This window comes from Rhodococcus sp. NPDC049939 (assembly GCF_040656415.1).
GTDB lineage: Bacteria > Actinomycetota > Actinomycetes > Mycobacteriales > Mycobacteriaceae > Rhodococcus_F.
This window is the reverse complement of record NZ_JBFAMC010000001.1, coordinates 1,311,883-1,324,479: the sequence shown is the minus strand read 5'-3', so window position 1 is coordinate 1,324,479 and position 12,597 is coordinate 1,311,883. Positions and strand designations below refer to the sequence as shown.

Annotated in this window: 11 protein-coding genes; 4 read left to right on the top strand and 7 right to left on the bottom strand. The window is 64.9% G+C overall.

The genetic code is table 11. The features are described from left to right. Positions 1 to 11: 11 nt before the first annotated feature. From AB0I57_RS06065 to AB0I57_RS06045, 5 genes are all read right to left on the bottom strand, one after another. On the bottom strand, positions 12 to 1,049 hold the full coding sequence (locus AB0I57_RS06065; protein ID WP_358331220.1) for a methionine synthase: 1,038 nt from the start codon (positions 1,047 to 1,049) through the stop codon (positions 12 to 14). Further along, the gene (gene mnmA / locus AB0I57_RS06060; protein WP_358331217.1) at positions 1,046 to 2,140 is read right to left on the bottom strand and encodes a tRNA 2-thiouridine(34) synthase MnmA; all 1,095 of its coding nucleotides are present in this window, start codon (positions 2,138 to 2,140) and stop codon (positions 1,046 to 1,048) included. The genes AB0I57_RS06065 and mnmA overlap by 4 nt, the downstream gene beginning before the upstream one ends. Then, positions 2,140 to 3,360 carry a cysteine desulfurase family protein gene (locus AB0I57_RS06055; RefSeq protein ID WP_358331214.1) on the bottom strand — a complete coding sequence of 407 codons (1,221 nt, stop codon included), beginning with the start codon at positions 3,358 to 3,360 and terminating at the stop codon, positions 2,140 to 2,142. Before AB0I57_RS06055 ends, mnmA begins: the two co-directional genes overlap by 1 nt. A 191-nt stretch (positions 3,361 to 3,551) precedes the next feature. Beyond that, on the bottom strand, positions 3,552 to 4,508 hold the full coding sequence (locus tag AB0I57_RS06050) for an electron transfer flavoprotein subunit alpha/FixB family protein (protein WP_358331211.1): 957 nt from the start codon (positions 4,506 to 4,508) through the stop codon (positions 3,552 to 3,554). A gap of 46 nt (positions 4,509 to 4,554) precedes the next feature. Further along, positions 4,555 to 5,355: an electron transfer flavoprotein subunit beta/FixA family protein gene (locus tag AB0I57_RS06045; RefSeq protein ID WP_358331208.1), complete on the bottom strand. Its 801-nt coding sequence runs from the start codon at positions 5,353 to 5,355 to the stop codon at positions 4,555 to 4,557. A gap of 239 nt (positions 5,356 to 5,594) precedes the next feature. On the opposite strand from AB0I57_RS06045, the gene AB0I57_RS06040 reads away from it, so the two are divergent. The 3 genes from AB0I57_RS06040 to AB0I57_RS06030 are packed head-to-tail and all read left to right on the top strand — an operon-like array spanning position 5,595 to position 9,234. After that, positions 5,595 to 6,398 (top strand): class I SAM-dependent methyltransferase, encoded by an 804-nt coding sequence (locus AB0I57_RS06040; protein ID WP_358331206.1) that lies wholly within the window; start codon positions 5,595 to 5,597, stop codon positions 6,396 to 6,398. Positions 6,399 to 6,445: 47 nt separating this feature from the next. Next, complete coding sequence (locus AB0I57_RS06035; protein ID WP_358333207.1) at positions 6,446 to 7,993, top strand: glycoside hydrolase family 57 protein; 1,548 nt, start codon at positions 6,446 to 6,448, stop codon at positions 7,991 to 7,993. Further along, on the top strand, positions 7,990 to 9,234 hold the full coding sequence (locus AB0I57_RS06030) for a glycosyltransferase family 4 protein (protein WP_358331204.1): 1,245 nt from the start codon (positions 7,990 to 7,992) through the stop codon (positions 9,232 to 9,234). The genes AB0I57_RS06035 and AB0I57_RS06030 overlap by 4 nt, the downstream gene beginning before the upstream one ends. Before the next feature lie 5 nt (positions 9,235 to 9,239). Here AB0I57_RS06030 and AB0I57_RS06025 read toward each other — a convergent pair whose 3' ends face one another. After that, the gene (locus AB0I57_RS06025) at positions 9,240 to 9,983 is read right to left on the bottom strand and encodes an acyltransferase (protein WP_358331202.1); all 744 of its coding nucleotides are present in this window, start codon (positions 9,981 to 9,983) and stop codon (positions 9,240 to 9,242) included. 134 nt (positions 9,984 to 10,117) lie between these two features. On the opposite strand from AB0I57_RS06025, the gene AB0I57_RS06020 reads away from it, so the two are divergent. After that, complete coding sequence (locus tag AB0I57_RS06020) at positions 10,118 to 11,425, top strand: PQQ-binding-like beta-propeller repeat protein (RefSeq protein WP_358331200.1); 1,308 nt, start codon at positions 10,118 to 10,120, stop codon at positions 11,423 to 11,425. On the opposite strand, the gene AB0I57_RS06015 is transcribed toward AB0I57_RS06020, so the two are convergent. After that, the gene (locus AB0I57_RS06015; RefSeq protein ID WP_358331198.1) at positions 11,385 to 12,596 is read right to left on the bottom strand and encodes a class I SAM-dependent methyltransferase; all 1,212 of its coding nucleotides are present in this window, start codon (positions 12,594 to 12,596) and stop codon (positions 11,385 to 11,387) included. The genes AB0I57_RS06020 and AB0I57_RS06015 overlap by 41 nt on opposite strands. Position 12,597 lies beyond the last annotated feature (1 nt).

The following is a 12,597-nucleotide window of genomic DNA, read 5'->3' as shown; positions in this document are numbered from 1 at the left end:
GACCGCAGGACTCACAGTGATTCCGGATCATCGGTCAACGCCTTGCTGACCTCAGCGCACAACTTCAGGGCCTCACGGCTCCATGACTCGTCTGCCCCTGCAAGTCCGCACGTCGGTGTCACGGCGACCTGGCTCTGCAGGATCGTGCGCGCAAACCCAAGTCGGTCGATCAGCCTCACCGCCTGGTCCACCAAATCACGCCAGCCAACCGGGATCGCGGGTCTGGCTGTGGGAACGAGCCCGAGAGCAAGTTCCTTACCCGAATCGAGCAACTCACCTATACCGTCGAGGTCCGAGGAGGTCAACTTCGACGCGTCCAGCCCTACACCCAACACACTGCTGCGGCGCAGAAGTTCAAAAGGCAATTCTGCGGAACAGCAATGCACCACGGTGACACCACCCGATCCCTCGAGGGTCGCTTCGAGGACCGCGAGAGCCTCTGGTCCCGGCATTGCAGGAACTGTCTCCAGGCGTGTACGACCGGGCAGTGTGCCGGCCAACACGGCCGGCAGTCGGGGCTCGTCAACCTGGATCAGCACCTGCGCCCCGAGGCGCCGCTCGACTTCCGCCGCATGTCGCGCGAGACCCTCACCCAGAGATTCGGCGAAGTCACGGACTGCTCCGGAATCGGTGAGCACACGACGCCCGTTCCCGAGTTCCGCTTCTGCCGCCAGCGTGAGCGGGCCCACCGACTGCACCTTGACGACTTGACCATCGGCGACTTGGCCGCCACTGGCGAAGCCCGCTCTCTCCCAAGCCTCTTCGATCGCATCGAGATCCTGGTTCAACAAGTCGATCGCCCGCCTTGCGACGGATCCGGGACGAGACACAACGCGATATGCAGTCGTGGACACATCGAGTCGAAGATCGACGAGCACGGCATTGGCGCGTCCGATCATGTCGGCGCCGAGTCCGCGAGCAGGTAGCTCGACGAGATGCGGGAGCTTCACCAATTCGCCGAGGATGATCGCCGACGATTCCCTGGCATCGGCACCCGGCCACGAACCGACGCCGCTGAATGCCCCGGCCAGCGAGATACCTTGCATCACTGCATGTTCGGAAGCGAGCCGGTATCCGCGATCGTTCCGCTGCCGACAACGATATCGCCCGCCGGGTCGTTGCGATACAGCACGACAGCCTGCCCTTTCGCCACGCCGGTCAGAGGTTCGCGCAACGAGATGGCGATACCGCCATCGGCCGGTTCTGCCACTGCATCGGCCAGTCCGCCGTGGGCTCGAACCTGGACGGTGCACTCGATCGGTCCGTCCGGCACTTGGCCCGACGTCCACACGGCACGCTCTGCCTCGATCGCGTGTACTTCGAGGTCACGAGCGGAACCGACGCGGACGGTGCCCGTTTCCGGCTCAATGGAGGTCACGTACCGCGGCCGTCCATCGGGCGCCGGACCCTCGACACCGAGACCCTTACGCTGGCCGATCGTGAACCCGTGCACGCCTTCGTGTTCCGCAAGCACCTCGCCGGAATGGGCATCGACGACACTTCCCGGGCGAACACCGATCCGGGCGCCGAGGAACGCACGGGTGTCACCTGAGGGAATGAAGCAGATGTCGTGGCTGTCGGGCTTGTTCGCCACGAACAGACCTCTTTCGGCGGCCTCCTGCCGGATCTGATTCTTCGTCGTGTCGCCCACCGGGAACATGGCGCGGGACAACTGCTCGGCCGTGAGCACGCCGAGAACATACGACTGATCCTTGTCAGCATCGGTCGCCCTGCGCAGCACACCGTCTTCGAGTTGTGCGTAATGGCCAGTGGCCACCGCGTCGAACCCGAGGGCGATCGCACGATCCGCGAGCGCTGCAAACTTGATCTTCTCGTTGCATCGCAGGCAAGGATTCGGAGTCTGTCCTGCAGCGTAGGCGGCCACGAAGTCGTCGATCACGTCTTCTTTGAAACGGTCGGCGAAATCCCAGACGTAGAAAGGGATTCCGAGCACATCTGCAGCGCGCCGGGCATCGCCGGCATCCTCCTTCGAGCAGCACCCGCGAGATCCGGTACGCAAGGTTCCGGGATCGGCGGCCAGCGCCAGATGCACACCCACCACATCGTGGCCGGCATCGACCGCCCGCGCCGCTGCGACGGCGGAATCAACTCCACCACTCATGGCCGCCAGTACTCGCATCAACGATTCCCTCCACGCGCTCCGACATCGGCAAGCCCGGCAGCGCGGGCCCGCTCCACAACCTGCGGCAGCGCCGCAACGACCGCATCCACGTCGTCGATCGTCGACGTGTGGCCCAACGAGAACCGCAACGATCCCCTCGCGGACACCGCATCCACACCCATCGCTGTGAGGACGTGGCTCGGTCGGGCCACACCCGCTGTACAAGCCGAACCCGTCGAACATTCGATACCCGCGGCGTCGAGCAGCATCAGGAGCGAATCACCCTCACAGCCGGGAAATGTGAAGTGCGCGTTGCCCGGCAGTCGGGCACTGCCAACCGGTCCGTTCAGCACCGCACCTGGGATGATCTCGACGATTCGGTCGATCAACTTGTCGCGCAAGTCCGTCAGGCCCTCGGCACGCGCGACGAGATTCGCGGTCGCGTTACGCAACGCCGCCGCCATACCTACGACACCTGCGGTGTCAGGGGTACCCGAACGCAGATCGCGCTCTTGGCCCCCACCATGCATGAGCGGGGCGCACGGGACCTGCCGTCCCAGAACGAGCGCACCGACGCCCTGAGGGCCGCCGAACTTGTGCGCAGAGATGCTGAGCGCCGACAGTCCGCTCGCGGCGAAGTCGACAGGCAGATGGGCCACGGCTTGGACGGCGTCACTGTGAATGGGTACGTCGAATTCGTCAGCGACCGCTGCGAGTTCGCTGATCGGCATGATGGTACCGACCTCGTTGTTGGCCCACATGATCGTTACCAGTGCCGTCTCGTCCGCGCAGACCTCGAGTTCGTTGCGCAGTGTCTCCGGGGAAACCCGGCCCCGCTCATCGACCGGAAGCCAGGTGACCACGGCGCCCTCGTACTTCTCCAGCCATTCCACCGTGTCGAGAACAGCATGGTGCTCGACGGAACTGGCCAGAATCCGCACTCTCGCGGGATCGGCCGAACGTCTGGCCCAGAAGATTCCCTTGACCGCAAGGTTGTCACTCTCGGTACCACCGGAGGTGAAGATGATCTCCGACGGTCTCGCACCGAGATCAGCGGCAATGGACTCGCGGGCCTCCTCGACGCGACGACGGGCGCCGCGTCCGGACCCGTGCAACGAGGACGCGTTACCCACGGTCGAGAAGATGTCGGTCACCGCCTGGACAGCCTCCGGCACCATGGGAGTGGTGGCCGCGTGGTCCAGATAGACGGGAAATTTGGTGCTGCGAACAGAGGTCATGACCTGACCAGGATAGCCCAGGCATTGGGACGTCTCGACGCCGCCAACCGTGCCCCGCAATGGCCTGAGGGTTTCGCCGAGTGCCATAGCCTGCGTGGACAGCGGAGTGCCCAGAACAACCGAACGGGGCGCATCTACGACGACCGGCCCCGCTCCCATCGGAAGGAGCGGGGCCGGGGCGTCGGTGTGAATCAGCCCTTGTGCGCCTTGATCGCTTCGGTGAGCTGCGGGGCGACGTTGAACAGGTCGCCGACGACGCCATAGTCCGCGATCTCGAAGATCGGGGCCTCCTCGTCCTTGTTCACGGCGACGATGGTCTTCGACGTCTGCATTCCGGCACGGTGCTGGATGGCTCCGGAGATGCCGAGCGCGATGTACAGCTGCGGCGAGACCGTCTTGCCGGTCTGGCCGACCTGGAACTGACCCGGGTAGTAACCCGAGTCGACCGCGGCACGTGACGCGCCGACAGCTGCACCGAGTGAGTCGGCGAGTTCCTCGACGACGGAGAACTTGTCGGCACTTCCAACGCCGCGACCACCGGAGACGACGACAGTCGCCTCAGTGAGCTCAGGTCGATCCCCACCGACGATCGGCTGCCGTGACGTGATCTTGACGGCACCCTCTTCCTGGGCCGGAACCTCGACTACGACCTTCTCGCCTGCTCCAGGCTCGGGCTTCGCTTCGATAGCACCCGGGCGAACCGAGATCACGGGGACATCGCCGTTTGCCTTCGCATCGACGGTGAACGCGCCACCGAAGATCGAGTGCACCGCGCTGCCGTCGGAGTTGACGTCGACCACGTCGACGAGCAGTCCGGATCCGATTCGAGCTGCGAGACGCCCCGAGACCTCCTTGCCCTCGATGCTGGCTGCGGTGATGACCGCGGCGGGAGCGGCCGACTCGACGAGCGACGCGAGAACGTCGACCTTCGGAGTGACCAGGTAGCCGTCGATGTCGTCCGACTCGGCAACATAGATCTTCGCTGCACCCGCGGCGGCGAGACCCTCGGCCAGCTTGTCCGCGGTACCGGGTGCACCGGTGACCACTGCGGCCGGCTCACCGAGTGCGCGAGCAGCGGTCACGAGTTCGGTGCTGATCTTCTTCAGCGCACCCTCTGCGTGCTCGACGAGCACCAGTACTTCTGCCATGTCTAACTCTCCCTTTGTGTTTCTGCTGGTCTGTAGCGGGGCGCGATCAGATGATCTTCTGGCCCACGAGGTAGGCAGCGATCTTGCTGCCGCCGTCGCCCTCGTCGGCGATGCGCTCACCAGCGGTACGCGGGGGCTTGGGGGTGGAGGAGGTGACGGTGGTGCCCGCGTTGGCGACGCCGACGGTCTCCGGGTCGACACCGAGATCGGCGAGCGTGTAAACGAGAACTTCCTTCTTCTTCGCGGCCATGATGCCCTTGAAGGAGGGGAAGCGGGGCTCGTTGATCTTTTCTGTGACGCTGACGATGGCCGGCAGACCTGCTTCCAGACCGAACACGCCCTCATCGGTCTCGCGCTCACCGCTGACGGCACCTTTGGAGACCGTCAGCTTGCGCATCTGAGTGAGCTGCGGGATACCGAGATATTCGGCAATGATGGCCGGAACTGCGCCGACGCGGCCGTCGGTGGCCTCATTGCCGGCGATGATCAACTCGGCGGGCTCACCGTTCTCGAACGTGATCTGCCCAAGCGCCGCCGCGAGGGTCCACGCTGTCTGCACCGCGTCGGAGCCGTGCAGGGCAGGGTCGTTGATGTGCACTGCCTTGTCGGCACCCATGGACAGAGCCTTCCGGATGGCTTCGGTTGCGCGATCCGGGCCTGCACAGAGGACGGTCACCTCGCCGCCCTGCGCCTCCTTGATCAGGAGCGCTTCCTCGATGGCGCGCTCGTTGATCTCGTCGAGCACGGCGTCGGCGGCCTCGCGGTCAAGCGTGAAGTCACCGTCGGTCAACTTGCGCTCTGACCAGGTGTCGGGGACCTGCTTGATCAAAACAACGATGTTCGTCATGGGTCTTCGTCGACCTCCTGTGTGTTCTTGCGTGGTTATGGTGAAGCGCTCCGCGTGAGCCGCGCCCCCGCCTGCGATCTCTCGCGCACGATTGCTGAGCAAGAGATTACCCCACGTTAAGTTACTGGTCGGTAACCCGCGGGAAAGCCTCGTTCACACTAGCCGCAAAGATGGATTTCCCTGCTGTGATGTAGACCACCTGGATGAACGATCTCGCGTGGGGCACTAACCTCCCAGCGGTGAGCGAATCATTTGTCGGCGACCGCGAGGACGCACCACTGCCCGCGCTCGGAGACGAGCAACTGCCCCTGACCGGTGAGCGAACCGTGCCGGGAATCCCGGAGGAGAACTACTGGTTCCGGCGACACGAGGTGGTCTACCGCGACCTCCTCTCCCGGTGCGCAGGCCGCAGGGTGCTCGAGGCCGGGGCAGGAGAAGGCTACGGTGCCAACATGATTGCCGATGTGGCGCAGCACGTCACTGGTCTCGACTACGACGAATCCGCAGTCGAACACATCCGTGCGCGCTATCCCCGCGTCGAGATGCTGCACGGCAACCTGGCCGCACTTCCCATCGTCGACGCATCCGTCGACACCGTCGTCAACTTTCAGGTCATCGAGCACCTGTGGGACCAGGCTCAATTCCTGCGGGAGTGCTTCCGCGTACTCGCCCCCGGCGGCGAGTTGCTTGTCAGCACACCCAATCGCATCACCTTCTCGCCGGGTCGTGATACACCTCTCAATCCCTTCCACACCCGCGAGCTCAATGCTGCCGAGCTGACCGAGCTCCTGGAAGAGGCGGGATTCCGGGTCTCGCTCATGACCGGCGTCCATCACGGAGAACGGCTGCAGGCACTCGATGCCAAATATGGTGGTTCGTTCATCGACGCCCAAATCAGCCGAGCGCTCGCCGGCCAGGCCTGGCCCGAGGAGCTGGCCCGAGACGTCGAGGCAATCACCATCGACGACTTCACGCTGCGTGAAAGCCATATCGACACCAGCCTCGACCTGGTGGCCGTCGCGGTGAAGGACCGAGCTCGGTGACCGGCCCTACCGCCGCCGCCGAAGCGGGCCGACACCCGGAACCGGGCATGTTCTGCCTTGTTCTGCACTCACACCTGCCGTGGCTGGCCAACCACGGCCGCTGGCCCGTAGGCGAGGAGTGGCTGTACCAATCGTGGGCGGCCTCGTACCTCCCCGTCGCCGCGATGCTACGGCGGCTGTCCGACGAGGGTCGCAGCAACATGCTGACGCTCGGCATCACGCCAGTCCTTGCAGCTCAACTCGATGATCCCCACACCCTGTCGGGAATGCATCACTGGCTCGGGAACTGGCAGATCCGCGCGCACGAGGCCGCCGGAATGCCCGACGACGCGCACCGCGATCTCGGCGCCCGCGAGCACCGCGCCTCCGCTGCCGCACTCACCGACTTCGAGTTGCACTGGCGTCACGGCGGTTCTCCCGTCCTACGGGATCTCCTCGACCGCAATGCCTTCGAACTACTCGGCGGCCCGCTCGCACATCCCTTCCAGCCACTGCTCGATCCACGGTTGCGCGCCTTCTCTCTTCGTGAAGGTCTCGCCGATGCCCACGCCCGTTGGAACTACACCCCAACCGGAATCTGGGGACCCGAATGCGCGTACACCCCGGGTATGGAGAAAGGGTACGCACAGGCAGGCGTCACCCACTTCATGGTCGACGGTCCCGCGCTCCGCGGTGACACCTCGCTCGGGCGCCCGGTTCGCGAGTCCGACGTCATCGCATTCGGCCGCGACCTGCAGGTCAGTTACCGCGTGTGGTCACCGAAATCCGGCTACCCGGGCCACGGTTCCTACCGCGACTTCCACACCTACGACCACGCCACCGGACTCAAGCCCGCACGGGTAACCGGTCGAGGGGTGGACCCCGACAAGAAGGCACCCTACGACCCCGCTCGTGCGTCGCTGGCGGTCGACCGACACGTAGCCGATTTCGTCGAAACCGTCCGTCGCCGACTGCGTGAGGAGTCCGAGCGCATCGGACGACCCGCACTCGTCGTCGCAGCGTTCGATACCGAACTGTTCGGACACTGGTGGCACGAGGGCCCGGAATGGCTGGAGAAGGTGCTGCGGGCACTTCCCGCGGCGGGCGTCCAGGTCGGCACCCTCGAGGATGCTCGGCAGCAGGGCTACGTCGGCGAACCCGTCCAGCTGGAGAACTCCTCGTGGGGGTCGGGCAAAGACTGGCGGGTGTGGGCAGGCGATCAGGTCTCCGACCTGGTTCAGCTCAATTCCGAGGTGGTCTCGACTGCCGTCGAGACGGTAGACAAGGCACGGGGGGCCGAGTCGGCACCTGGCCGGCCCGAACTCCGCAGCCGGGTCAACGACCAGATACTGCGAGAGGCACTCATGACTGTGTCGAGCGACTGGGCCTTCATGGTCAGCAAGGATTCGGCCGCCGGGTACGCCCGTGACCGTGCCCACAAACACGCCCATGCCACCCGGGAGATCGCGGCCGCGGTCTCGTCGGGCAAGCATGACTCTGCATCGAGGCTGGCCGAGGGGTGGAACAGGGCCGACGGGCTGTTTCCGGGTCTCGACGCGCGTCGGCTGCCAACCACCGAGTCCATCGCCGACGAGTTCAACGGAGAGATGTCGTGAAGATCCTGATCGTGTCGTGGGAGTACCCACCCGTGGTTGTCGGCGGTCTGGGCCGTCACGTACACCAACTCGCCACCGAGCTCGCTGCTGCGGGCCACGAAATCGTGGTGCTGTCCCGCCGCCCTTCGGGAACCGACTCGTCCACCCATCCGACGGTCACCTACATCGAGGAGGGCGTCCTCGTAGTCGCAGTCGCGGAAGATCCGGCACACTTCGTGTTCGGCGAAGACATGCTCGCATGGACCCTCGCGATGGGACACGCCATGGTGCGGGCAGGGATCGCGCTGCAGAAGCCGGGCATCGGAGAGGGCTGGTACCCGGACGTCGTACACGCGCACGACTGGCTCGTCGCACACGCATCCATTGCGCTGGCCGAATTCTATGACGTTCCATTGGTTTCCACCTTGCACGCCACCGAAGCCGGCCGACACAGCGGCTGGGTGTCCGGTCGGATCAACCGCCAGGTGCATTCGGTCGAGTGGTGGCTGGCGAATGAATCCGATGCACTCATAACGTGTTCGACGTCCATGCAGGACGAGGTGACCACCTTGTACGGGTCACATTTGGCGCCGATTACGGTGATCCGAAACGGAATCGACCTCACTGCGTGGAACTTCCGTGAACGCGCACCACGCTCCGGGCCGCCACGACTACTTTTCGTCGGACGCCTCGAATACGAAAAGGGCATCCAGGATGCCATCGCGGCACTGCCTCGCATCCGACGCAGTCACCCCGGCACCACGCTCTCGATCGCCGGTGAGGGCACCCAGTTCGACTGGCTCCGTCAACTGGCCCGAACACACCGGGTCGCGCGTTCGGTGAACTTCCTCGGCAACCTCGACCACACCGAACTACTCGGCTGGCTGCACGGCGCCGACGCCATCGTCCTGCCCAGCCGGTACGAACCGTTCGGCATCATCGCGCTAGAGGCCGCCGCCGCCGGAACGCCGTTGGTGACGTCCACGGCAGGCGGACTCGGTGAAGCGGTGGTCGACGGGCAGACCGGCATGTCATTCCAGCCGGGCGACGTCGCCGGACTGACGTCCGCGGTACGGGAAACCCTCGACGACCCGGTGGCAGCTCAGAAGCGCGCAATTGCCGCACGTGAGCGTCTCACTGCTGATTTCGACTGGCACACGGTCGCCGAGGACACCGTGCAGGTCTACTCGGCGGCAAAGCGCGGGGTGAGGCAACCGTTGGCCAGGCCCGACATTCCCGAGCGTCCGCTTCCGGGACGCTGACCCGGTCAGTTGTCCTTGCCTGCCTTCTTGCGCGCAATGTCCTCGAGCGCGGCGATGTACTTCGCCCGATCCGCGGCCCCTGCTTCCCACTCCACCTTGCGGTTCTTCACCGCCTTGGCCGGTGATCCGACAGCGATGCTGAAGTCCGGAATGTCTCCCTTGACGACGGCATGGGCGCCCAGGACGCAACCGCGCCCCACTCGCGTATTGCGCAGGACAGTGACCTTCGCCGCAACCCAGGTGTCCGGCCCGATTCGAACCGGCCCCTTCACGATGCCCTGGTCCTTGATCGGAACGTTCACATCGTCCATGCGGTGGTCGAAGTCGGTGATGTAACACCAGTCAGCGACCAGTGTCGATGCGCCGATCTCGATATCGAGGTAGGTGTTCACGACGTTGTCCTTGCCGAACACCACCTTGTCGCCGATACGCAGCGAACCCTCGTGACAGCGGATCGCGTTGCCGTCACCGATATGCACCCAGCGTCCGATCTCGAGCCGGGAGAGTTCCGGGGTCGAGTGGATTTCCACTCCCTTCCCCAAGAACACCATCCCGCGCAGGATCACGTGCGGGTTGGCAAGCTTGAACTTCGCGAGCCGGTAATACCGCGTCAGATACCAGGGGGTGTACGCCTTGTTCGCCAGCACCCACCGAAGCGAGGCAAGCGTCAGAAAGCGGGCCTGCTCGCTGTCGGCCCTACGGGATCCCCGCCATCTCGTGCGCAAGGGTGAGCCCCACATGCTTGTCATAGCCCGCCAGCCTACGTTCACCCTCCCGCCGCACGCGCAGGTGTACCCGGAGTTCGGGCGCCGGGGTGACACCATCGCGGTGGCCGCGGGGAGATAGTCTCTGTGCCGAGCGCTGTCGAAAACGAGGAGATGTAATGCGGCGGGTCCTACGTTCGTCAGTATTGGCGCTGGCAACCACATCGGCTGTCATCCTCAGCGCCTGCAGCAGCGGAACGCAGGTCGAAGACATCTTCTCCGCCGGCGGATGGCCCGGTATGCACGCCGACGCCCGCAACAGCGACACCAGCCCGGTCACCGGCTCCCGAGACATTTCCCTCGCCTGGACGCGCCCGATCGGCGGACCGGTGGCGAACTACGCATCGGTGGCAGCCAGCGGCCAGATCTTCCTCACCGCCCGCACCGAGAAGGGCTGCAATCTCTTCTCCTTCCAAATGGAAAGCGGCCGCAAGCGCTGGTGCCGTGAACTCGGGCCGGGCGTCATCGCCTCCACTCCCATCGTCGACGGCGCCGCCAACGTATACGTCGGCGAGAACGGTGCCATCAACTCGTTCAACGAATACGGCCAGCTACGTTGGCGCACACCAGTGGTCGGAACACCGCTGTCGGCGCAGTTCACCGGTGACGGTAACCTCTTGTTCATCACCCAACTCGGCCAGATCAACGTCGTCGACACGCAGACCGGTGAGAAGGTTGTTGCACCGTACGACCTGATCCCGCCGCCTTCGTTCACCGAAGGCGTGAACGTCCCCCTCATCCCCGACGACCAGGGTCTGGACAGCTGCTTCTTCGGTTCCCGCGACTGCCCCGTTGCGAATATGCCTGCGATCGACCTCGAGTCCGGCAAGTTCTACTTCACGTTCTTCCCGCCCGATGCGCCGGAGGCGGAACTCGTGGCGATGAAGTACTCCGGTGGCGACAATCCTGAGATCACACCGGAGTGGTCCACGGACGCACTACCCGGCGGGAGCGCGTCCAGTCCGACCCTGTCCGGCGACAACTCCGTCGTCTACGCCAACGACAACGAAGGCAAACTGTGGGCCCTCGATACGGCGAACGGCGAGCCGAAATGGAGCTATGACATCGGGTTCGCCTCTGCCGGCAGTTCCTCGGTGACTGCGGACGGCCTGATCATTCCCGCCGGCGGGGCAGGCGGCCACCTCCTTGCCCTGCAGGACCAGGGCGACCACGCCGAACTCCTCTGGGAACACAGCGATCTGCTCCAGTTGGGCGTTCCGGCACAGACCGCAAACTCGACCGGCTACGCGGTAGTGCAAGAGGGAACGGACGATCTGGCCATGATCACGTTCGACACACGGTCAGGCGAGGTCGTCGACGAGGACACTCTGCCCGGGGCGAAAGGGTTCACCGTCGGCACCTCTATCGGTCCCGAGGGTGAAGTACTTACTCCGACTCTGATCGGCGAACTGTTCGTCTTCCGCTGACCCGCGAGTGCTTCACGGGCGGCGATTCGCAGATGAAAGCGACCCCGGCGCGTCCGATCCGTGTGATCACAACGCTCAGCGAACGGTTTCCGCGCAATTTCAAACGCGGACGCAGGATCGCGGGGTCGACGTCTACGCCGCGTACGAGGATCTCCACGACACCGCAATCGTGCCGTGCCAGTTCCTGGCGTAACGCCTTCTCCGAGTACTTGATCCGGTCGAGGATACGAAATCCTCGCGCACCCTCGGGGACCGAATCGCCCGTGAGGTAAGCGATCCGGGGGTCCAGTTGCCACAGGCCGTGTCGTGCGGCGTAGTGACGCACCAGGCCCGCGCGGACTACTGCCCCGTCGGGATCGATGATCCACTGGCCGGGCGAGCGTTCAGGGAGCTCGTCGTCTTCGGCATCGGTCAATGTCCATGACGAACCGTCCGAGGTGAGCACGCTCGCGCGCCGGGTGACATCTGCGGCGGACAGCCCCGGCGACCACAGGCACGCCTCACGCACACCACCGTCCAGCGAGATCACCTCTATTTCACCGTCCCAGTCGAGCCGGTCGAAATCGAGCCCCGGTGCGCACTTCACCGCGAGGTCACGACCGGAATAGGCGTCGATCAGGTCGGGCAATGGCGGCTCGAGCGCGGCCGGATGGTGCGTTCGCCTGCCGCCGGATCGGCGCGCCGGGTCGGCGAGCACCACGGTATCGCGGGTGCACGGAACGAGAGCGTCGGCCCGGAGAACGGTCGCCTCGGGAACGTTGTGCCGGGCCATCAGAAGGCGAACCGGGTCGATGTCACTACCGATCACGGTTGCAGCCGTCGAGGCCGCCGCATCCAATTCGGCGCCGATGGAACAGGTCACGTCGTGGACGTTGCGGTCTCGCAGCCGCCTTGCCCGGTGTACAGCGACCGCGCCTGGTGTCGCCTGTTGCAGGGCGTCGTTCGTGAACAGCCAGCTCCCGGTGCCCGGCAGTTTGGCCACCGCCTTGCGGCGCAGCATCACAGTCTCCATCAAGACCGATGCATACGACCCGAAACGTCTACGCGCCTGGCCTATGTCGGCCAGGCGCGTAGACGAACTCAGTGTGTAGCCGTCCATCTCCTCGAGAGCCGCTGTCCCGTCAGGACTCTGCAGGAACAACACGTCCCCTGGAGTGAACGCATAACCCAAT

Excerpts from the sequence above, each read along its gene's own strand:
- mnmA (WP_358331217.1), bottom strand. The coding sequence starts at position 2,140 with ATGCGAGTACTGGCGGCCATGAGTGGTGGAGTTGATTCCGCCGTCGCA.
- AB0I57_RS06055 (WP_358331214.1), bottom strand. The coding sequence starts at position 3,360 with ATGACCTCTGTTCGCAGCACCAAATTTCCCGTCTATCTGGACCACGCG.
- AB0I57_RS06050 (WP_358331211.1), bottom strand. The coding sequence starts at position 4,508 with ATGGCAGAAGTACTGGTGCTCGTCGAGCACGCAGAGGGTGCGCTGAAG.
- AB0I57_RS06045 (WP_358331208.1), bottom strand. The coding sequence starts at position 5,355 with ATGACGAACATCGTTGTTTTGATCAAGCAGGTCCCCGACACCTGGTCA.
- AB0I57_RS06035 (WP_358333207.1), top strand. The coding sequence starts at position 6,446 with ATGTTCTGCCTTGTTCTGCACTCACACCTGCCGTGGCTGGCCAACCAC.
- AB0I57_RS06025 (WP_358331202.1), bottom strand. The coding sequence starts at position 9,983 with ATGACAAGCATGTGGGGCTCACCCTTGCGCACGAGATGGCGGGGATCC.
- AB0I57_RS06020 (WP_358331200.1), top strand. The coding sequence starts at position 10,118 with ATGCGGCGGGTCCTACGTTCGTCAGTATTGGCGCTGGCAACCACATCG.